A 22,099-nucleotide genomic window follows, 5' to 3' on the forward strand; every position below is an offset into this window, starting at 1 on the left:
AACACGGCAGACGCGACCAAGGACTCGGGCGGATGGCTGACCACGACAAGCTTCGCGACTATCTGCGGCTGGCGACCTCTGAGCTGCACACCTTGCGCACCCGGGTGCGCGAGCTGGAGTCCGCGGTACCGGAACCGGTCGCCATCGTGGGCATGGCCTGCCGGTATCCCGGCGGGGTGCGCACTCCCGAGGATCTGTGGGACCTGGTGGCCGACGGTGTGGACGCCACCTCGGACTTCCCCGGCGACCGCGGATGGCGGCTCGCCCCCGGCGACAGCCTGACCGAGCGCGGGGCCTTCCTCGACGACGCGGGCGATTTCGACCCGGCGTTCTTCGGGGTGTCCCCGCGTGAGGCACGGGGGATGGACCCGCAGCAGCGCCTCGCGCTGGAGGTGGCCTGGGAGTCGCTGGAAAACGCCGGAATACTCCCGGAGACGCTGCACGGCGGGTCGACAGGCGTATTCGTCGGCGCCTCCTACCAGGGGTACGACACGCTTGCCGACGACACGTCGGAGGTGATGATCGGCAACGTGTCCAGCGTGATATCGGGGCGTATCGCCTACACGCTGGGTCTCGGCGGTCCGGCGCTCACCATCGACACCGCCTGCTCGTCCTCGCTGGTGGCGCTGCATCTGGCCTGCGAGTCACTGCGGCGCGGCGAGTGCGATCTCGCCCTGGCCGGTGGCGTCGCGGTGCAGGCGCTTCCCGCGCTGTTCGTGGAGTTCTCGCGGCAGCGGGGGCTGGCGGTGGACGGTCGGTGCAAGTCGTTCGCGGAGGCCGCGGACGGTACTGGCTTCGCCGAGGGTGCGGGGTTGGTGGTGGTGCAGCGGTTGTCGGATGCGGTGGCTTCTGGGCGTCGGGTGTTGGCGGTGGTGCGGGGTTCTGCGGTGAATCAGGACGGGGCGTCGAATGGGTTGACGGCGCCGTCGGGTCCTGCGCAGGAGCGGGTGATTCGGGGGGCGTTGGCGTCGGGTGGGTTGTCGGTGGGGGATGTGGATGTGGTGGAGGGGCATGGGACGGGGACGGTGTTGGGGGATCCGATCGAGGCGGGTGCGTTGGTGCGGACGTATGGCAGCCGTTCGGGCGGTGGGCCGTTGTGGTTGGGGTCGGTGAAGTCGAATATCGGTCATACGCAGGCGGCGGCGGGTGTGGCTGGTGTGATCAAGATGGTGATGGCGTTGCGGCATGGGGTGCTGCCGCGGTCGTTGCATGTGGACGCGCCGTCGTCGAAGGTCGAGTGGGGTTCGGTCCGGGTATTGACCGAGGCTCGTCCGTGGCCGGGGGTGGACCGCCCCCGCCGCGCCGCCGTCTCCTCCTTCGGAGTGTCGGGGACGAACGCGCACCTCGTCCTGGAGGAGGCAGCGGAGGAACCGGTTCGGGAGGCCCCGGTCGACGCCAATGTGCTGCCGTATCCCCTCTCCGCTCGCAACGACGCCGGAGTCCGGGAGCAGGCACGGCGGCTGCGCGGACACCTCGAACGCCATTCCGACATTGCCCTCGCGGACACCGCCCACTCGCTCGCCACCACACGGACCGCGTTCGCGCACCGCGCGGTGGTGCTCGCCACACGCCGCCCGGAACTGGCCGGACTGCTCGACGCCTGCGCCGCCAATGAGCCGCACAACGAGGTGGTCACCGGGAAGGTCGTCTCCGAGGGCGGACCCGTCTTCGTGTTTCCGGGGCAGGGGTCGCAGTGGGTGGGGATGGCGGTGGAGTTGCTGGATTCTTCGCCGGTGTTCGCTGCGGCGATGGAGGAGTGTGCGGGGGCGTTTGAGGGGTTGGTGGAGTGGTCGTTGGTTGAGGTGTTGGGGGATGAGGTGGCGCTGGGGCGGGTTGAGGTCGTGCAGCCCGTGTTGTTCGCGGTGATGGTGTCGTTGGCGCGGTTGTGGCGGTCTTTTGGGGTGGTGCCTGCGGCGGTGGTGGGTCATTCGCAGGGGGAGATCGCGGCGGCGTGTGTGGCGGGTGTGTTGTCGTTGGAGGATGCGGCGCGGGTGGTGTGTGTGCGGTCGAGGTTGATCGCGGAGGGGCTTGCCGGGCGTGGCGGGATGGTGTCGGTCCCGTTGCCGATGGCCGAGGTCGAGGAGCTGGTCGCGCCTTTTGGTGAGGGGCTCGTGGTGGCGGCGGTGAACGGTCCTGAGTCGGTGGTGGTCTCGGGTACGTCCGATGCGGTGGCGGCTTTGGTGGAGCGGGAGCCGCGGGCTCGCCGGATCGCGGTGGACTACGCCTCCCACTCCCCGATGGTCCAGGACCTGTGCGAGGACGTGCTGAAGGCACTGGCTCCGATCGCGCCGGCCACGGGCGCGGTCCCGGTCTACAGCTCGGTGACCGGTGGCCCGGTCGACGGATCGACCATGGACGCGGAGTACTGGTTCGCCAATCTGCGGGAGCCGGTGGACTTCGCCGGAGCGGTGTCGGCGCTGCTGGCCGACGGCTTCCGGGCGTTCGTCGAGCTGAGTCCGCACCCGGTGCTGACCACGGCCGTCGAGCAGACCGCCACCGCCCTGGACACCGAGATCGCCGTGGTGGGCACGTTGCGCAGGCGGTCCGGTGGGCAGGCGCAGCTCCTGCGGGCGTTGGCCCAAGCCCACGTTTGCGGAGTCGAGGTGGACTGGAACCCGGTGTTCCCCACCGGCGTACGCCAAGTGGAACTTCCCACGTACCCGTTCGCCAACGAACGGTTCTGGCTGGACGGAAGCTCCGCCGGCGGTGACCTGTCCACGGTCGGCCTGGCCGCGGTGGACCACGGACTGCTCGGGGCGAAGGCGGACATGGCGGGTTCCGGCGAGATCGTGCTGTCCGGGGCGCTCTCGCTCCTGACGCATCCATGGCTGGCCGACCACACGGTGCGCGGCTCGGTGATCCTGCCCGGTTCCGCCTTCGTCGAACTGGCCGTCCGGGCGGGCGACGAGGTCCACCGCCCGGTCGTCGAGGAGCTCACCATCCACGCACCGCTGGTGATCCCGGCGGGCGAGCGGGTCGATGTGCAGGTGTCGGTCACCACCGACGGCCATGTCCAGGTCCACTCCCGTACGGCGGACCCGGACTGGACGTACCACGCGAGCGCGTTCATGACCGACCGCGCGCAGGAGGCCCAGGTCTGGGGGAGCTGGCCGCCCGAGCCGGCGGAAACGGTGGATATCGAGGGGTTCTACGAGACACTGGCGGGCAATGGCCTGGGATACGGCCCCGCCTTCCGGGGCGTGCGGGCCATGTGGCGGTCCGCGGACGCCTTCTACGCCGAGGTGGCGCTGCCGGACGAGGTGCCGGCGACCGCGTTCGTGCTGCACCCCGCGCTGCTCGACGCCACGCTGCAGGTGATGGCCTTCGGGGCGTCGGAGTCCGGCCGTACCTCCCTTCCCTTCGCCTGGTCGGGCGTTCGGGTACACGCCTCGGGGGCCCGGTCACTGCGGGTGCGCGTGGCCGCGTCGCCGTCCGGTGACATCTCGCTGCTGGCCACGGATCCGGCGAACGCACCGGTGGTCACCGTGGACCGTCTGCGCTCCCGTCCGCTCCGCACCGACGAGCCCGATCCGTCGCTGGGCGGCCTGCTGTTCCGCCTCGACTGGACACCCGTGGACAGCCCGTCGGCCGAGGACCCGGGCCCCGTCGTGATGTACGAGTGCGAGGCCATGGACGCACCGGTCGAGGTGGCGGGCCGGGCACTGGAGGCCGTCCAGGGGTGGTTGCTGAACGAGGGCCGTCCGGACTCCCGTCTCGTCGTGGTGACACGTGGCGCCGTGTCGACCGGTCCCGACGACGCACTGTCCGCTCTCCAGCAGACACCGGTGTGGGGCCTGGTGCGCTCGGCGCAGACCGAACACCCCGGGCGGCTGGTCGTCGTCGACATCGACGACGAGTCCGCCGACGCGTTGCCCGCCGCCCTTGCGACCGGTGAGCCGCAGCTCGCCCTGCGCCGCGGCGCGGTCCTGGCCCCCCGGCTCGTGCCCGCCCGGAGCGACGGTGACATCCCGCGGATCCCGGCCGACTCGGCAGTCCTTGTCACCGGTGGCACCAGTGGACTGGGCGCCCTTGTGGCGCGGCATCTGGCCGGGGAGCACGGGGTCCGCCACCTGGTCCTCGTCAGCCGCTCCGGACCACGGGCCGACGGTGTGGCCGAGCTGGTCGCCGAACTCGGTGCACTGGGTGCGACGGCCGACGTGGTGGCCTGCGACATCGCCGACCGGGATCAGGTCCGGGCGCTGCTCGACGGCATCGACGCGTTCCCGCTCGCCGGTGTCGTGCACGCCGCGGCCGTACTCGACGACGGAATCGTCACCTCGATGACCTCGGAAAGGCTGCACACCGTCGCCGCACCGAAGATCGACGGGGCGTTGAACCTGCACCGGCTGACCGAGGGCATGGACCTTGCGCTGTTCGTGCTGTTCTCCTCGGCGGCCGGGACTCTCGGCTCTCCGGGGCAGGCGAACTACGCGGCGGCCAATACCTTCCTCGACGCGCTCGCCACCCAGCGGCGCGCGGCCGGCCTCGCCGGGCACTCCCTCGCCTGGGGCCTGTGGGAGCAGGCGACAACGCTGACCGCCCCGGTCAAGGGCACCCGCCCCCAGGGCGCGATCGGCGCCCTGTCCACGGCCGAGGGCCTTGCGCTCTTCGACCGTGCGCTGGCCGGTACCGACCCGGTGACGGTGCCCGCGCGCAGGGCACCGGTCGCCCATGGCCCCGTGCGACCGACCGCCGCGGTCGCGGTCGCCGAGCCGGACTTCGTCGCGCGGATGGGCGCTTTGAGTCCGGCCGAGCGCAAACGGGAACTGCTGAGGCTGGTGCGCGAGCAGGCAGCGGCCGTTCTCGGATTCGCCCGGCGTGATGAGATCGACCCCCAACGGCCGTTCCTCAACGCCGGATTCGACTCGCTCACCGCCGTGGATCTGCGCAACCGGCTCAACACGGTCACCGGTCTGCGGCTGCCACCGGCCACGACCTTCGACTTCCCCAGCCCCGACGCCCTCGCCGGGAAGATGGCCGAGGAACTCGGGAAGACGGCCGGGGAACTGGCCTCGGAGACCGGCACCGAGCAGGCGCTGCTGGCCGCTCTCGACCAGCTCGAGGCGGCACTCGCCGCGCCGTCGACCGACACGGCGCTGCGCACCGTCCTGGCCGACCGCCTGACCCGGCTGCAGGCGCACAGCGCACCGGCCCGGCAGCCCGCCGCGGAGCTGCGGACGGCGAGCGCCGGCGAACTCCTCGACTTCATCCACAACGAACTCGGCATGAAGTAGAGCCCTTCCTGCCACTCTCACAGACAGGCCCCGTGTCATGCCGAACGAGGAAGAACTGCTCAACCACCTGCGCTGGGTCACGGCCGAGCTGCACGAGACCCGGCAGCGTCTGCAGGAGCGCGAGTCGGCCGCCCGTGAACCCCTCGCGATCGTGGGCATGTCGTGCCGCTATCCCGGCGGAATCAGCTCCCCCGAGCAGCTGTGGCAGCTCGTCATCGACGAACGCGACGCCATCACCTCGCTGCCGACCGACCGGGGCTGGGCCCTGGACGGGCTCTTGGACGATGACCCCGCCAGCCGTGGCAAGTCCTATGTGGCACGCGGCGGCTTCCTCACCGATGGCGTCTGGTTCGACGCCGAGCACTTCGGCATGTCGCCCAGGGAGGCGCTGGCCACCGACCCGCAACACCGGGTGCTGCTGGAACTGGCGTGGGAGGCGCTGGAGCGGTCGGGTATCGCCCCGGACTCGCTGCGTGGCAGCCGGACCGGTGTGTTCACCGGGGTCATGTACCACAACTACGCCGACCGCCTGACCAGCCCGCCCGAGGAGCTGGAGGGCTATCTCGGCACCGGCAACTCCGGTGGCGTCGCCTCCGGACGGATCGCCTACAGCCTGGGTCTGGAAGGGCCCGCCATGACACTCGACACCACCTGCTCGTCCTCGCTGGTGGCGTTGCACCTGGCGGGCGACTCGCTGCGCAAGGGCGAATGCGACCTCGCACTCGTGGGCGGAGCGACACAGATGTTCACGCCCGCCGCCTTCGTGGAGTTCTCGCGGCAGCGGGGGCTGGCGGTGGACGGTCGGTGCAAGTCGTTCGCGGAGGCCGCGGATGGCACCGGCTGGTCCGAGGGTGCGGGGTTGGTGGTGGTGCAGCGGTTGTCGGATGCGGTGGCTTCTGGGCGTCGGGTGTTGGCGGTGGTGCGGGGTTCTGCGGTGAATCAGGACGGGGCGTCGAATGGGTTGACGGCGCCGTCGGGTCCTGCGCAGGAGCGGGTGATTCGGGGGGCGTTGGCGTCGGGTGGGTTGTCGGTGGGGGATGTGGATGTGGTGGAGGGGCATGGGACGGGGACGGTGTTGGGGGATCCGATCGAGGCGGGTGCGTTGGTGCGGACGTATGGCAGCCGTTCGGGCGGTGGGCCGTTGTGGTTGGGGTCGGTGAAGTCGAATATCGGTCATACGCAGGCGGCGGCGGGTGTGGCTGGTGTGATCAAGATGGTGATGGCGTTGCGGCATGGCGTGCTGCCGCGGTCGTTGCATGTGGACGCGCCGTCGTCGAAGGTCGAGTGGGGTTCGGTCCGGGTATTGACCGAGGCTCGTCCGTGGCCGGGGGTGGACCGTCCCCGCCGCGCCGCCGTCTCCTCCTTCGGCGCGTCCGGCACGAACGCACACCTGATCATCGAGGAGTTCGCGCAAGAACCCGTTGCGCCGCCCGAGGCCACGGACACGGTGCTGCCGCTGGTGCTCTCGGCGAGCACCCCGGCCGCGCTACGGGCCCAGGCGGAAGGAGTGCTCGACGCCGTCGACCGCCACGACCTGACCGACCTCGCCCGTGCGCTGTGCACCACCAGGGCGGCTCTCCGCTCTCGCGCGGTCGTGGTCGCGGGCACCGGCGCCGAGGCACGCACCGCCCTGCGCGCCCTGGCTGACGGGCAGCCCAGCGGCGCCGTCGTCACGGACACCGCGCGTGTGTCCGCACATGACGTCGTCTTCGTGTTTCCGGGGCAGGGGCCGCAGTGGGTGGGGATGGCGGTGGAATTGCTGGACTCCTCGCCGGTGTTCGCCGCGGCGATGGAGGAGTGTGCGGGGGCGTTTGGGGGGTTGGTGGAGTGGTCCCTGGCCGAGGTGCTTGATGACGAGGGGGCGCTGGGGCGGGTTGAGGTCGTGCAGCCCGTGTTGTTCGCGGTCATGGTGTCGTTGGCGAAGCTGTGGCGGTCGTTCGGGGTGGAGCCTGCGGCCGTGGTGGGTCATTCGCAGGGGAGATCGCGGCTGCGTGTGTGGCGGGTGCCTTGTCGTTGGAGGACGCGGCGCGCGTGGTGTGCGTGCGGTCGAGGTTGATCGCGGAGAAACTCGCCGGGCGCGGCGGGATGGTGTCGGTCCCGCTCGGCTTGGCGGAAGCGACCGACCTGGTCGCCTCCCGGTCCACAGAGCTGGAGATCGCTGCGGTCAACGGCCCGCAGTCGGTGGTCGTGTCCGGCATGCCCGAGGATCTCGACGACCTGATGTCCCACTGCGAACGAGAAGGCGTGCGGGCCCGGCGGATCGAGGTGGACTACGCCTCCCACACCGCACAGGTCGACCCGCTCGCCGACGATCTGCTGCGCGCGCTGAAGACCGTGACCCCCGGACAGGCCGAGGTGCCGTTCTTCTCCACCGTGACCGGGCGGTTCGAGTCCGGGACCGCGCTGGACGCCGAGTACTGGCTGCGCAATCTGCGCCGCCCGGTCCGCCTCGACTCCGCCGTACGCGGCTTCGCCGACGAGGGCTTCGACGTCTTCGTGGAGGTCAGCAGCCATCCCGTGGTGATGCCCGGGGTGCAGGACACCCTCGCCGAGATGGACGTTCCCGCGGCAACGGTGGGCACGCTGCGCCGCGGCTCCGGCGGCATGGACCAGTTTCTGCGTTCGGCCTCGGCGGTGTTCGCGGCCGGCGCGGCGGTCGACTTCAGCCCGTTGTGGGCAGACCGCCCTCCCGTCTTCGTCGACCTGCCCACCTACGCCTTCCAGCGCGAGCGCTACTGGCTCACCGACGCCGGACACGGCGGCGACGTGTCCGCGGTCGGCCTGACGGGCGCCGGGCACGGCCTACTCGGTGCCGTCCTGGAGGTCGCCGAGACCGGCGGCGCCATGCTGACCGGCTCGTTGTCCATCGACTCCCACCCCTGGCTGGTCGACCACGCCGTACTGGGCTCGGTGATGTTCCCCGGCGCGGGTTTCGTGGAGATGGTGCTCAGGGCGGCGGACGAGACCGGCTGCGGACGAGTCGAGGAACTGACCCTGCACACACCGCTGGTGTTCGACGGCCATGAGCGGGTCGATGTCCAGGTGGCGGTGGGGGGTGACCGCGAGGGGCGGCGTGAGGTGACGGTGCACTCGCGCGCGGCGGGCACCACGACCGGCTGGGTGCTGCACGCGACCGCGACCGTGGCCCGCGAGCCCGCCGCCGGAGGGCCGCGGTGGGAGGCGTGGCCACCCGCGGGCGCAGTCGAGGCCGACCTCGGCCACTTCTACGCCGCCCTCGCGCAGGACGGGCTCGTGTACGGGCCGGCGTTCCAGGGTGTGCGGCGGGTATGGCGCGATGGGGACGTGCGCTACGCCGAGATCGCCCTGCCGGAAGCGGCCTCTCCCGAAGATTTCGTGCTCCACCCGGTCCTGCTGGACTCGGCGCTGCAGGTGATGGCACACGGAAGCCTGGCCGAGGGCCGGACGTTTCTGCCGTTCACCTGGTCGGACATCTCGGTGTCCGCGTCCGGCGCCCGCACGCTGCGCGTACGGATGGAACCGCGGGGCGCCGACAGCGTGTCGATCCTGGCCGCCGACTCCGCGAACGTCCCGGTCCTGACCATCGGCGAGGTCGTCACCAGGATGGTCTCCGGGGGCAGGCCGGCGTCCACGCACCGTGGGCGGACCGCGAAGCTGCTGCGCGTCGACTGGGTGGAGACCCCCGCGGCCACGTCACCCCCGCCGAGGGCGGCCGTCCTCTCAGACGGCCCGGAGTCCGACCCGGCTCTCTTCGACGGACTGGACGCCGACCGGTATGCCGGTATGGAGGCGCCGGCCGCCACCATGGGCACCGAGCCCGCGCCCGGCATCGCCCTGCTGAGTCTTGTACCGCGACCCGGCGACACGACGGCCGCCGCGTACGAGTTGACCGAGCGTGCCAGGGCCGCCGTCCAGGCGTGGCTGTCCGACGACAGGTTCGCCGCCATGACGCTCGCGGTGGTGACGGTGGGGGCGTTCCCGGTCGGCCAGCGCCGCGCGCCCGACCCGGCCGCGGCGGCCGCCGCCGGGTTCGTTCGTTCGGCGCAGAGCGAGCACCCGGGCCGTTTCCTGGTCATCGACCTCGATCCCGACGCCGATCCACCGCAGCTGCCGCCCGCCGCCCTCGTCGGCGACGAACCGGTCGTCGCCGTGCGGGGCGACCGGTTGCTCGCCCCCCGCCTCACGGACGACGACACTCTGCCCGCCCTCGTCCCGCCGCCGGACACCGAGGCGTGGAGCGTGGACCTGAACTCCGCGGACAACCTGGACGGCCTGGGCATCGTGCCCGCCCCAGGTGTGCTGGCCCCGCTGGCGGAGGGCGAGGTCCGCCTGTCCGTGCGCGCGATGGGCGTGAACTTCCGGGAAGTCCTCGTCGCACTCGGCATGGTGCCCGGCGGGGACCGGCCCGAAGGAGGTGAGGCGGCAGGCGTGATCACCGAGATCGGCTCGGGTGTCACCGGATTCTCGGTAGGCGACCGGGTGATGGGCCTGGTCACCGGCGCCTACGCCGGGCCGGTCGCGGTGGCCGACCACCGCACGCTGGCGCGGTTGCCCGCAGGCTGGACGTTCGCCCAGGGAGCGGCGGCGCCCGTCGCCTTCCTCACCGCCTACTACGGACTGACCGACCTCGGGGGTGTCCGGCCCGGAGACCGGGTGCTGATCCACGCGGCGGCCGGCGGTGTCGGCATGGCCGCGGTGCAGATCGCACGGCACCTGGGGGCCGAGGTGTTCGCCACCGCCCACCCCACGAAGTGGCGCGATGTGCGGGCCTGCGGAGTCGGCCCCTCCCACCTGGCGTCCTCGCGGACCACACGGTTCGAGGACGACTTCCGCCCGGCGCTCGGCGGGCACGGGATCGACGTCGTACTGAACTCGCTGGCAGGCGAATTCATCGACGCCTCCTTGCGGCTGACCGCTGAGGGAGGTCGGTTCCTGGAGATGGGCAAGACCGATATCCGGGACGCCGCCGAGATCGGCCTGCGTCACTCCGCCGCGCGCTACCGGGCGTTCGATCTGCTCGACGCCGGTCCCGACCGCATCCGGACCATGCTGGGCGAGCTGGCCGCCCTGATCGAGCGGGGCGCCCTCACGCCGCTGCCGGTCCGGGCATGGGACGTCCGCCGTGCCGCGGAGGCGTTCCGCTACATCAGCCGGGCGCGCCACGTCGGCAAGGTCGTACTGACCGTGCCCCGGCCGTGGGATCCGGCGGGGACAGTGCTGCTCACCGGCGCGAGCGGCACACTGGGCGGCACGCTCGCCCGGCATCTGGTCGCCGAGCGCGGTGCCCGGCACCTGCTGCTGCTCAGCCGCCGGGGGAAGGACGCGGACACGGCGGCCGGGCTGGAGGCGGAACTCACCGCCCTCGGCGCGTCCTCGGTGACCTTCGCCGCCTGCGATCTCGCCGACCGGGCCGCCGTGCGCGATGTCCTGGCCGCGATACCGCCGCAGCGCCCGCTCACCGCGGTCGTGCACGCCGCCGGTGCCCTCAGCGACGGCCTGGTCGGCTCGCTCGGCCGGGCGGATGTCGATACGGTCTTCCGCCCCAAGGTCGACGGCGCCGCGGTACTCGACGAGCTGACCCGCTCCGACGACCTCGCCGGCTTTGTGCTGTTCTCCTCGGCCGCGGGTGTCACCGGCAACGCCGGACAGGCGAACTACGCCGCCGCCAACGCGTTCCTCGACTCACTGGCCGAACGCAGAGCCGCCGAGGGCCTGCCCGCGCAGTCGCTGGCCTGGGGACTCTGGGCGGACACCAGCGAGCTGACCGCCACGCTCGGTGAAACCGGCCGGGCGCGGATCGCCCGCTCCGGTGTCCGCGCGCTGCCCGCGGCGACCGCGCTGGACCTGTTCGACCAGGCGCTCTCCCGTGACGAGGCGCTGTTGCTGCCCATCGACGTCGATCCGTCCGGCGAGACGGAGCTGCCACCGCTGTGGCGCAACCTGGTGCGCCGTCGGGTCCGCCGGGTGGTCGCCGCGACGCCGGTCGCCGAGACCTCGACCGCCGAGCTGCTGGCCGGTGTTCCCGCCGCCGAGCGGGTGCGGGTGCTCACCGACCTGGTGTGCGCGCATACGGCCGCTGTCCTCGGGCTCGCCGCCGACCGGGTGGAACCGCCGCGGGCGTTCAGCGAGATCGGCTTCGACTCGCTCAGCGCGGTCGAACTGCGCAACCGCCTCAACTCGGCGACGGGGCTCCGGCTGCCCGCCACGACGGTGTTCAGCCACCCCAGCCCTCAGGCACTGGCCCGGAAGCTGGCCACCGAGCTGTTTCCCGAGGCCGGGGCGGCTTCGGAGGAGGCCGGCACGGAACACCGGCGCGACGGGGCGCTGACCGACGTGGACATCGACGGCCTCGACGTGGAGGAGCTGATGTCCCTCGCGCTCGGCACGGCCGACCCGCACACCTCCGAAGGATGACCGACATGACGATCTCACCCGACCGCCTGGTCGACGCGCTTCGCTCCTCGGTCAAGGAGACCGAGCGACTGCGGGAGCACAACCGGGCCCTGACCGAAGCGGCCAGGGAGCCGATCGCCGTGGTGGCGATGGCCTGCCGCCTGCCCGGCGGCGCCGACTCGCCGGAGAAGCTGTGGCAGTTGGTGGACTCCGGCAGGGACGTGCTCACGCCCTTCCCCCGGGACCGGAACTGGGACCTGGAATCCCTCAGCCCCTTCGCCACGGACGCCTACTTCATCGACGACGTGGGCGGATTCGACGCCGACCTGTTCGGCATCTCGCCCCGCGAGGCAGCCGCGATGGATCCGCAGCAGCGGCTGCTGCTGGAGGCGGCCTGGGAGGTGTTCGAACGCGCCGGATACGCGCCCGACGCGCTGCGGGAGAGCAGCACCGGCGTGTTCGTCGGTGCGGGACCGGGCGACTACCTGATCCGCCTCCTGGACAACCCGGACGCCGCGGAGGGCTATGTCGCCACCGGTACGGCGCCGAGTGTCACCTCCGGACGGGTCGCCTACACCTTCGGCCTGCGCGGCCCCGCTGTCACGGTCGACACCGCCTGTTCATCGGGTCTGGTCGCCCTGCATCTGGCCGCCCAGGCGCTGCGCAAGGGCGACTGCTCGAAGGCGCTGGTCGCCGGTGTCTCGGTGATCTCCGCACCGCACGGGTTCGTCGAAATCTCCAAGCAGGGCGGCCTGGCGGCCGACGGGCGCTGCAAGGCGTTCGCCGACGCCGCCGACGGCACCAACTTCGGCGAGGGCGTCGCCGCGGTGCTCGTCGAGCGGCTGTCCGACGCCCAGCGGCTCGGGCACCCGGTACTCGCCGTCGTACGCGGGTCCGCGATCAACCAGGACGGTGCCTCCAACGGGCTCTCCGCGCCCAACGGCGCCGCGCAGGAAGAGGTCATCCGGCAAGCGCTCGCCGACGCCGGGGTCCGCGCCGACGAGGTCGATGCCGTCGAGGCCCACGGCACCGGCACCACCCTGGGCGACCCGATCGAGGCGGACGCCCTGATGGCCACCTACGGCCGGGACCGCGCGCACCCCCTGTGGCTGGGCTCGGTGAAGTCCAACGTCGGGCACACCCAGTCGGCCGCCGGGCTGGTGGGCCTGATCAAGATGGTGCAGGCGCTGCGCGCGGGGCGGCTGCCGATGACCCTGCATGTCGAGCGGCCGTCCCGGCACGTCGACTGGTCCAGTGGCCCGGTGCGCCTGCTGCGCGAAGCCCGGCCCTGGCCCGCCGTCGACCGCCCGCGCCGCGCGGGCATCTCGTCGTTCGGGATCAGCGGGACCAACGCGCATGTCATCGTGGAGGACGTCCCCGCGCCCGAGGAGCAGCCCCGCACGGAGCACTCCGGCCCGGTGCCGCTCATCCTGTCCGGCAGGTCCGAGAGCGCCCTGCGCGCCCAGGCGGCCCGGCTGCGCGCGCATCTGCTCGAGCGCGAGGAGCCGGTGGCCGATGTCGCGTTCACGCTGGCGACCACGCGCGCGCGGTTTCCGCACCGGGCCGTGCTGCCGGTGCATGACCGAGCCGAGGCGCTGGACGCGCTGCACTCCGTCGCCCTGGGGGAGCGGGTGCTCGGAGTCGGTCAGCGGGCTCGCGGGGAGCGGGTCGTGTTCGTCTTCCCCGGACAGGGCTCCCAATGGGCCGGGATGGGCGCCCGACTGTGGGACGAGTCACCGGTGTTCGCCGAGTCGATGCAGCATTGCGAGAAGGCGCTGTCCGCGTACGTCGACTGGTCGCTGCGGGAGGTGCTGTCCGACGAACAGGCGCTGGCCCAGGTCGATATCGTGCAGCCCGCGCTGTGGGCGGTCATGGTCTCGCTCGCCGCGCTGTGGCGCTCGTTCGGTGTCGAGCCCGCCGCGGTGATCGGCCACTCCCAGGGCGAGATCGCCGCCGCCTGCGTCAGCGGTGGCCTGCCGCTGGAGGACGGCGCCCGCATCGTGGCGCTGCGCAGCCGCCTCATTCGCGAGCGGCTGTCCGGGCGTGGCGCGATGATGTCGGTGATGGCCCCGCCGGACCGGGTGCGCGAGCTGCTGGCGGACGAGGGGAAGGGCCCCGTGTCGATCGCCGCCGTCAACGGGCCGCAGAACGTGACCATTTCCGGTGACCCGGCGGCGCTGGACGACGTCGAGCGCCGTCTGTCGGCTGCCGGGATCATGCGCTGGCGGCTGGCCGGGGTGGATTTCGCCGCCCACTCGCCCCATGTCGACGGGATCGAGGCCGACCTGCTGGAGGCGCTGGCACCGGTTCGGCCCCGCCAGGGGAACGTGCCGTTCTACTCCACGGTGACCACCTCCCGCCTGGACACGGTGGCGCTGGACCCCGGGTACTGGTCCCGCAACCTGCGGCAGACGGTGAACTTCGCCGACACGATGGACGTCCTCGTAAGGGACGGACACGGGGTCATGGTCGAGGTCAGCCCGCACCCCGTACTCGCGCACACCACCGCCGCGGGCCCGGTGCTGGACACCCTGCGCCGCGATGACGGCGGGCTGCACCGGATGCTCACCTCGCTGGCCGCCGCCGATCTGCAGGGCCTGCCGGTGGACTGGACCGCGGCGCTGCCCGAGGCCCGCGCCGTGGAGCTGCCGACCTACCCGTTCCAGCGTGAGCGCTACTGGGTGACGCCCGCGGAGCGGACGACCAGCGCCCCCGCAGTGACGGAAAGCCGCCTCGACCGGTTGCGCTACCGGGCCGACTGGACGCCGCTGCGGCAGTCCGCCGATCCGGTGCTGAACGGCACCTGGCTGGTCGTCACGGACACGCCCGATGCCTGGTCCGACAGCGTCGTCGAAGCGCTGCGGGGCTACGGTGCCGAAGTGGCCGTCCGGGCGCCGGGTGAGGTCGACCTCACCGCCCTCCCCGAGCCGGCCGGTGTCCTCGCGCTGCTGGCTCACGACGAGGACCCGGAGCAGGACCACCTCGCCGTCCCCCGCGGCTTCGCCCGGACCGTGCGGCTGGTGCAGCAGTTGGGCGCGGCGGGCGTCGAGGCACCGCTGTGGTGTGTGACCAGGGACGCGACGCGCTCCCCGGCGCAAGCCATGACGTGGGGATTCGGCCGGGTGGCCGGGTTCGAGCGACCGCGCTCCTGGGGTGGTCTGATCGATCTGCCGCAACCGCTGGACGACATCGGCCGGCGCCGGATCGCCGCCGTACTGTCGGGCGACACCCACGAGGACCAGGTCCGCATCGACCTGAACGGAGCGTTCGGACGACGGATCCTGCGGGCCCCCGTGCGTCCGGAGAGCGGCGGCGACTGGCAGGTCCGCGGCACCGCCCTGGTGACCGGTGGCACCGGCGGACTCGGCCGGCATGTCGTGCGCTGGCTGGCGGCCGAGGGCGCGGAACACGTGATCGTGGTGAACAGGCGCGGGACGGAAGCCCCCGGAGCGAGTGAACTGGCCGCGGAAATAGCCGAGTTCGGGACGCGGATCAGCATCGTCCGCTGCGACCTGTCCGATCGCGCCGCCCTCGCCGAAGTGATCGACTCCATCGACCCGGCGACACCGCTGCGCACCGTGGTGCACACCGCCGCCGTACTGGACGACGCCGCCATCGACGCCCTGACCATGGAGCAGTTCGACCGGGTCCTGGCGGTCAAGGCACAGGGCGCGACCAACCTGCACGAGCTCACCCGAGACCTGGACCTCGACGCGTTCGTGCTGTTCTCCTCGCTCGCCGGCACGGTCGGCGCCTCGGGCCAGGGCACCTACGCACCGGCCAACGCCTACCTGGACGCGCTGGCCGAACACCGGCGTGCCCAGGGACTGCCGGCCACGTCGATCGGCTGGGGCGTGTGGGCCGGGGACGGGATGGGCGACGGCCCTCTCGGGGAGGCCGCGCGACGGCACGGAGTCCCGGGGATGTCCCCGCAGGACGCGACCGCGGCGATGCGGACGGCCGTGGAACACGGCGACGGCGCGATCGTGCTCGCCGACATCGTATGGGACCGCTACCACACGGCGGTCACCGCGTTGCGGCCGAATCCGGCGCTCTCGCAGATCCCCGAGGTCGGCTCGTTGCTCACCGAAGGGGCCGCCCCTGCGGACGCCACCGATCCGCTCGCGGTCGTCCGCGCCCAGACGGCGGCCGTGCTCGGCTACGCCTCCGGGGCGCATGTCGACCCGCACCGGCCGTTCCACGAATTGGGATTCGACTCGGTGTCCGCCGTCGACTTCCGCAACCGCCTCAACGCCGTGACGGGGCTCTCCCTGGTGACCACCGTGGTCTACGACCACCCGACACCCGCCGCGCTCGCCGACCACCTGCGCGCGGAGACCGGTGGCGGCACACCGGACGGGACGCCCCCTCCCCACACGGTGGCCGACCCGGCCGTCACCACCGATCCGATCGTCATCGTCGGCATGGCCTGCCGCCTTCCCGGCGGCGTCACCTCGCCCGACGAACTGTGGCAGCTGCTCGCCGAGGAACGCAGCACCGTGGGACCGCCGCCGCGCGAGCGGGGGTGGGACCTCGCCGCCCTGCCCGACGACTGCGTGACCATGGCCTCCTACCTGGACGACATCGCGGCCTTCGACGCGGAGTTCTTCGGGATCTCGCCCCGGGAGGCCCTGGCCATGGACCCCCAGCAGCGACTGGTCCTGGAGACCTCCTGGGAGGCGCTGGAACACGGCGGCATCGCGCCCGGCAGCCTGGCCGGCAGCCGCACCGGAGTGTTCCTCGGCAGCACCGGCCAGGACTACTACGCGCTCCTCACCGGCGCCCACGCCGACGACGTCACCGGCCACGCGGGCACCGGCAGCGCGGGCTCGGTGCTCTCCGGCCGGGTCGCCTACTCACTCGGACTCGAAGGCCCCGCCGTCACCGTCGACACGGCGTGCTCCTCCGGGCTGGTCGCCCTGCACCTGGCCGCACAGTCGCTGCGCAACGGCGACTGCACCACGGCGCTCGTCGGAGGGGTCACGGTCATGACCACCCCCTTGGGCCTGGCCGAGTTCTCCCGCCAGGGCGGGCTGGCCCCCGACGGCCTGTGCAAGGCGTTCTCCGACTCCGCGGACGGCACCGGATTCGCCGAGGGCGCGGGCATGCTCGTGCTGCAGCGCCTGTCCGACGCGCGTGCCGCGGGACGCCGCGTATGGGCCGTGGTGCGTGGCTCGGCCATCAACCAGGACGGCCTGTCCAACGGCCTGTCGGCGCCCAACGGCCGTGCCCAGCGGGAGGTCATCCGCCAAGCCCTGGCGAACGCCCGCCTGTCCGCGCGGGACGTCGACGTGGTCGAGGCGCACGGCACCGGGACACCCCTCGGCGACCCGATCGAAGCCCACGCACTCTCCGCGGCCTACGGGCAGGACCGGACACGACCCCTGCTCATCGGGACGCTCAAGTCCAACATCGGCCACACCCAGGCCGCCGCCGGTGTAGCGGGCGTGATCAAGACGGCGCTGGCCATGCACCACGGCACCGTGCCCGCGACCCTGCACACCACCACGGCCTCGTCCCACGTGGACTGGACGGCGGGCAGCGTCCGGCTGGCCCGCGGCAGGACTCCGTGGCCCGACACCGGCGCTCCGCGCCGGGCCGGGGTCTCGGCGTTCGGCATCTCGGGCACCAACGCCCACGTCGTGCTGGAGGCCGACACGCCACCGCCCGCCGAGCCACGCGCCACCGGGGAGACGGCGCTGATCCCGCTGGCCGTATCCGGCCGGGGACCGGCCGCCCTCGCCGCGCAGGCCAGCCGGCTGTCCGCGCTGCTGGACGGCGGGACCGACCCGATCGACATCGGCTGGTCCCTGGTCACCACACGGTCGCAGCAATCCCATCGGGCCGTGGTCCTCGGCCGGGACCGCGCCGAACTGGCCACCGGGCTCACCACGCTGGCGAGGGGCGCATCCGCGCCCTCGGTGGTCTCCGCCGTCGCCAATGGCCAGGACCAGCGCCCCGTCTTCGTCTTCCCCGGCCAGGGCTCCAGCTGGGCGGGGATGGGACGGGCCCTGATCGAGTCCTCACCCGTGTTCGCGGACTCGATGGCCGAGTGCGCGCGGGCGATGGCCACCGAGGCCGACTGGGCCCTGCTGGAGGCGCTCGGCGACGAGGAGATGCTGCGGCGGGCCGATGTCGTCCAGCCCGCCCTGTTCGCCGTCATGGTGTCGCTGGCCCGGCTGTGGGAGTCCTATGGCGTGACTCCGGCCGCCGTGGTCGGGCATTCCCTCGGCGAGTACGCCGCCGCATGCGTGGCGGGCGCGCTGCCACTCGAACAGGCGGCGGTCGCGGTCGTGCGACGCGGCCGGGTGATCGCCGATCGCCTCTCAGGTGACCACGGGGTGCTGTCCGTTCCGGTCCCCGCCGAACACGTCCGCTTCGAGGGCGTCGAGATCGCCGCGTTCAACGGGCCCTCGTCCACGGTGGTCGCCGGGCCCAACAGCGCGCTCGACCGCGTGCTGGAAGCCGTGCCCGCGGCCAAGCGGGTGCCGATGGACTACGCCTCGCACACCTCCGCCGTCGAGGCGGCCCGGGACGCGCTGCTCGGCGAGCTGGCCGAACTGAGCCCGAGCGGCACCGGCGTCCCGTTCTACTCCACGGTGACCGGGGAACGCCTGGACACCGCTGCCCTCGACGCGCCCTATTGGTACCGCAACCTGCGCAGCCCGGTGCTGTTCGAGACGGCCGGCCGCCGGCTGATCGAGGACGGGCACACCGTGTTCATCGAGATGAGCCCGCGCCCGCTGCTGGTGGCGGCCCTGCACGAGACGGCGGAGGCACTGGACCAGCAGGTGCACACCGTCGCGTCGCTGCGCCGTGACGACGGCGGTATGGACCGCTTCCTGCGCTCGCTCGCCGACGCCCACACTCGCGGGGTGGCGGTGGACTGGAGCCCCGCGCTGCCCGGCGGCAGGGCCGTCGCCCTGCCCACGTACGCCTTCCAGCGCAAGCGGTTCTGGCCGACGGCCCAGCCACCGCGGCGCCCCGGCCAAACACATCCGCTGCTGGGCCCCGCCGAAGAGCTCGCCGGTTCGCCGGACGTGGTGTTCACCAGCACCCTCTCCACTCGGACCCATCCGTGGCTGGCCGACCATGTGGTGCGGGACTCGGTGCTGCTGCCGGGCACGGCGTTCCTGGAGATGGCGGTCCGGGCCGCCGACGAGACCGGCTGCCGTGGAGTCGCCGAACTCGTCCTGGCGGCGCCGCTGGTACTGACCGGCGGCGACATCCGGATCCAGCTGACCGTGCACGGCCCCGACGCGTCGGGGGACCGCCCGTTCTCCGTGCACAGCCGGGGCGAGCACGACTGGGTGCGTCATGCCACGGGTCGGCTCTCGGCGTCGGCGTCGCCGCTTCCTCCGCTCACGCCGGTGCCGCCGCCGGGCGCCGAACCGGTCGCACTCGATGCCTTCTACGCGCAACTCGACAGCGTCGGTTACCGGTACGGCGAGTCGTTCCGCGGCATGCGCGCGGCGTGGCGGGCGGGGGATGAGCTGTTCGCCGAGGTGGCCTTGGCCGACGCGGTCCCCGCGGACCGGTTCCAGCTGCATCCCGCGCTGCTGGACGCGGCCTGCCAGGCGATGACGCTCGCCGGCGGGGACGAGCCGGGACTGCCGTTCCTGTGGTCCGATGTCGAACTCCACGCGCGCGGCGCGCGGGAGCTGTTCGTCCGTCTCGCCCCGGCGGGGCCCGACGCGATGTCGATCACCGCCGTCGACGGTCGGGGAGCGCTCGTGTTCCACGCGGGCCGCCTGCTCACCCGGCCGTTCGCCCAGTTCGGCACGGGCGCCCTGCCCGCGGACTCGCTGTTCACCGTGGGCTGGGTCCCGCTTCCGGAGCCCGAACCCACCGGCGACCGCGCGTGGGCGGTCCTCGACGGCCCCGAGGCCGACCATGGCCTCGGCGTTCCGGTGTTCCCCGAGGCGTCCGCCGTGCCCTCGGGCAGGTCGATCGTGCTGACGGCCGTCGACTCGTCCTCACTGCACCGGATCCTGGCCGCGGTCCAGGCCACGATCGCCGCCGACCGTCCCGAACCGCTCGTGGTGCTGACGCGCGACGCGGTGGCCGTGCGGCCCGCGGACGAACCGGTGCCCCACCGGGCCGCGGTGTGGGGCCTGGTGCGCACCGCGCAGTCCGAGCACCCCGGACGATTCGTCCTCCTCGACACCGACCGGCCCGTCACCACGGCCGACCTCTCCGCCGCCCTGGCCACCGGGGAACCGCAGATCGCCCTGCGGGGCGCGGACCGGTATGCGCCACGGCTGACCCGGCGACCCGCCGCGCTGGAACCGCCCGTCGGCGAGGCGTGGCACCTCACCGCCTCGCCGACGGGCAGCCTGGATGATCTCGCGCTCGCCCCTCGTACGGCCGAGCCGCTGACCGACGGGCAGGTCCGCATCGCGGTCCGTGCCGCCGGGGTGAACTTCAAGGATGTGCTGATCACCCTCGGCATGGTGCCCGGCGATCTGACCCGGCTCGGCGTGGAGGCCGCGGGAGTGGTGCTCGACGTCGGTCCCGGCGTGCGTGCCCTGCGCCCCGGCGACCGGGTCTTCGGCATCGCCGACGCCGCGTTCGGTTCGATGGCCGTCACCGATCAGCGGCTGCTGGCACGGATCCCCGACGGCTGGAGCTTCGCCCGCGCCGCGAGCGTGCCCGCCGTGTTCCTCACTGCCTACTACGCGTTGCGCGATCTGCTCGACCTGCAACCGGGGCAGCGGATCCTCGTGCACTCGGGCGCGGGCGGTGTCGGCATGGCGGCGATCCAGCTCGCCAGGGTGTGGGGCGCCGAGGTGTTCGCCACCGCCGGCGAGCCCAAACAGGACGCCGTCGCCGGACTCGGGTCGCCCGGGACCACATCGCCTCCTCCCGGACGCTCGACTTCGAGCGGGCCTTCACCGAGGTCACCGGCGGCACGGGAGTGGACGCCGTGCTGAACTCGCTCGCGGGCGAGTTCGTGGACGCCTCACTGCGGCTGCTGCGCACGGGCGGCCGGTTCGCGGAGATGGGCAGGACCGACGTCCGCGAGAACCACCCTGACGGCGTGGACTACCTGCCGTTCGACCTGTCGGACGCGGGGGAGGAGCGGATCGGCGAGATGCTGGCCGAGCTGCTCACCCTGTTCGGCACGGGTGAGCTGATGACCCTGCCGGTCACCACGTGGGACGTACGCCGGGCCCCGAGCGCGTTCCGCTATCTGAGCCAGGCCAGGCATGTGGGCAAGGTCGTGCTGACCGTCGGCCGGGACCTGGACCCGGACGGCACGGTGCTGCTCACCGGTGGCACCGGCGGACTCGGCGCGTCCCTGGCCCGGCATCTCGTACGGGCACGTGGCGTGCGCAGCCTCGTCCTGGTGAGCCGCACGGGGATCGACGCACCCGGAGCCCGGGAACTGCGGGACGAACTGACCGGGGCCGGCGCGGCGGTGACCGTGGCCGCCTGCGACATCGGCGACCGCGCGGCACTGGGCGGAGTCCTGGGCGCCGTCCCGGCGAAGCACCCGCTCACGGCCGTGGTGCACGCCGCGGGAGTGCTCGACGACGCGACGATCGGCGAACTCGACGCCGACCGGCTGGAGACGGTGCTGCGTCCCAAGGCCGGGGGCGCCCACCTGCTGCACGAGCTGACCCAGGACCTGGACCTCAGCGCCTTCGTCCTGTTCTCCTCGGCCGCGGGTGTGTTCGGCGCGGCGGGACAGGGGAACTACGCCGCCGCCAACGCCGTGCTCGACGCCCTCGCCCAGCAGCGAAGGGCGCGGGGGCTGCCCGCGGTGTCGATCGACTGGGGGCTGTGGGACCTCCCCAGCGCCATGACCGCGGGACTCGACCACGCGCGCTTCGCGCGCTCGGGTCTGCTGCCGCTGGCCGAGGAGCAGGGCCATGCGATCTTCGACACCGTGGCCACCTGCGGGGAGGCCCAGGTCGTCGCCGCTCGGCTGAACCTGGCGGCCTTCCGCGATCTGCCGGACCCGCCGCGGCTGATGGCCGGGTTGGTGCGCGGGCCGCGCAAGGCGGCGGGCACCGCCGCCGCGAAACCGGCGCGTACCGAGGAGGGGCTGCTGGAGATGGTGCGCGCCACGGCGGCCGATGTGCTCGGCTACGGCGGCACCGAGGAGATCGACCCGGCGGGCCTGTTCGCGGAGCTGGGTCTGGACTCCCTGACCGCCGTCGAACTGCGCAACCGCCTCGCCTCGGCCACCTCGCTCAGGCTGCCCACCTCGATCGCCTTCGACCACCCGACCCCGGCCCGGCTCGCCCAGCACCTCCTGACCCACCTGAGCGCCGAACCCGACGCGGCGACCGCGCCCGCACCACCCTCGACCGACCTGGTCGCCGATCTGTGCGCGGCGGCGTTCGAAGCGGGCGACGGGCCGCGGGCGTTCGACCTGCTGCGTACCGTCGCCCGCAACCGTCCGACCTTCCGGGCCGAACCGGGCACCCCTGCCTTCACCCCGCTGGTCTCGGGTGCCGAAGCCCCCGGCTGGTCTGCCTGACCCC

Annotated in this window: 3 protein-coding genes and 3 pseudogenes; all 6 read left to right on the top strand. The window is 72.8% G+C overall.

Features of this window, described 5'->3' with window-relative positions; genetic code table 11:
- The first annotated feature begins 68 nt into the window (after positions 1-68).
- The 6 genes and pseudogenes from BLV72_RS50510 to BLV72_RS36920 all read left to right on the top strand — a co-directional run bounded on the left by BLV72_RS50510 (position 69) and on the right by BLV72_RS36920 (position 22,095).
- The gene (locus BLV72_RS50510; RefSeq protein ID WP_425288554.1) at positions 69-5,234 is read left to right on the top strand and encodes a type I polyketide synthase; all 5,166 of its coding nucleotides are present in this window, start codon (positions 69-71) and stop codon (positions 5,232-5,234) included.
- 67 nt (positions 5,235-5,301) lie between these two features.
- Positions 5,302-7,829 (top strand): annotated as a pseudogene (locus BLV72_RS52190) (type I polyketide synthase); the annotation flags it as partial.
- A gap of 213 nt (positions 7,830-8,042) precedes the next feature.
- Positions 8,043-10,382 (top strand): annotated as a pseudogene (locus tag BLV72_RS52195) (polyketide synthase dehydratase domain-containing protein); the annotation flags it as partial.
- Between the two features lie 51 nt (positions 10,383-10,433).
- Positions 10,434-11,627: pseudogene (locus BLV72_RS52200) on the top strand (type I polyketide synthase); the annotation flags it as partial.
- Between the two features lie 11 nt (positions 11,628-11,638).
- A complete protein-coding gene (locus BLV72_RS50515) occupies positions 11,639-20,539 on the top strand; it encodes an SDR family NAD(P)-dependent oxidoreductase (protein WP_483153945.1) in 8,901 nt (2,966 codons plus the stop codon).
- Positions 20,461-22,095: an SDR family NAD(P)-dependent oxidoreductase gene (locus tag BLV72_RS36920; protein ID WP_244321478.1), complete on the top strand. Its 1,635-nt coding sequence runs from the start codon at positions 20,461-20,463 to the stop codon at positions 22,093-22,095. The genes BLV72_RS50515 and BLV72_RS36920 overlap by 79 nt, the downstream gene beginning before the upstream one ends.
- The last annotated feature ends 4 nt before the right edge of the window (positions 22,096-22,099 follow it).

Source organism: Streptomyces melanosporofaciens (assembly GCF_900105695.1).
In the GTDB taxonomy this organism is placed as follows: domain Bacteria; phylum Actinomycetota; class Actinomycetes; order Streptomycetales; family Streptomycetaceae; genus Streptomyces; species Streptomyces antimycoticus.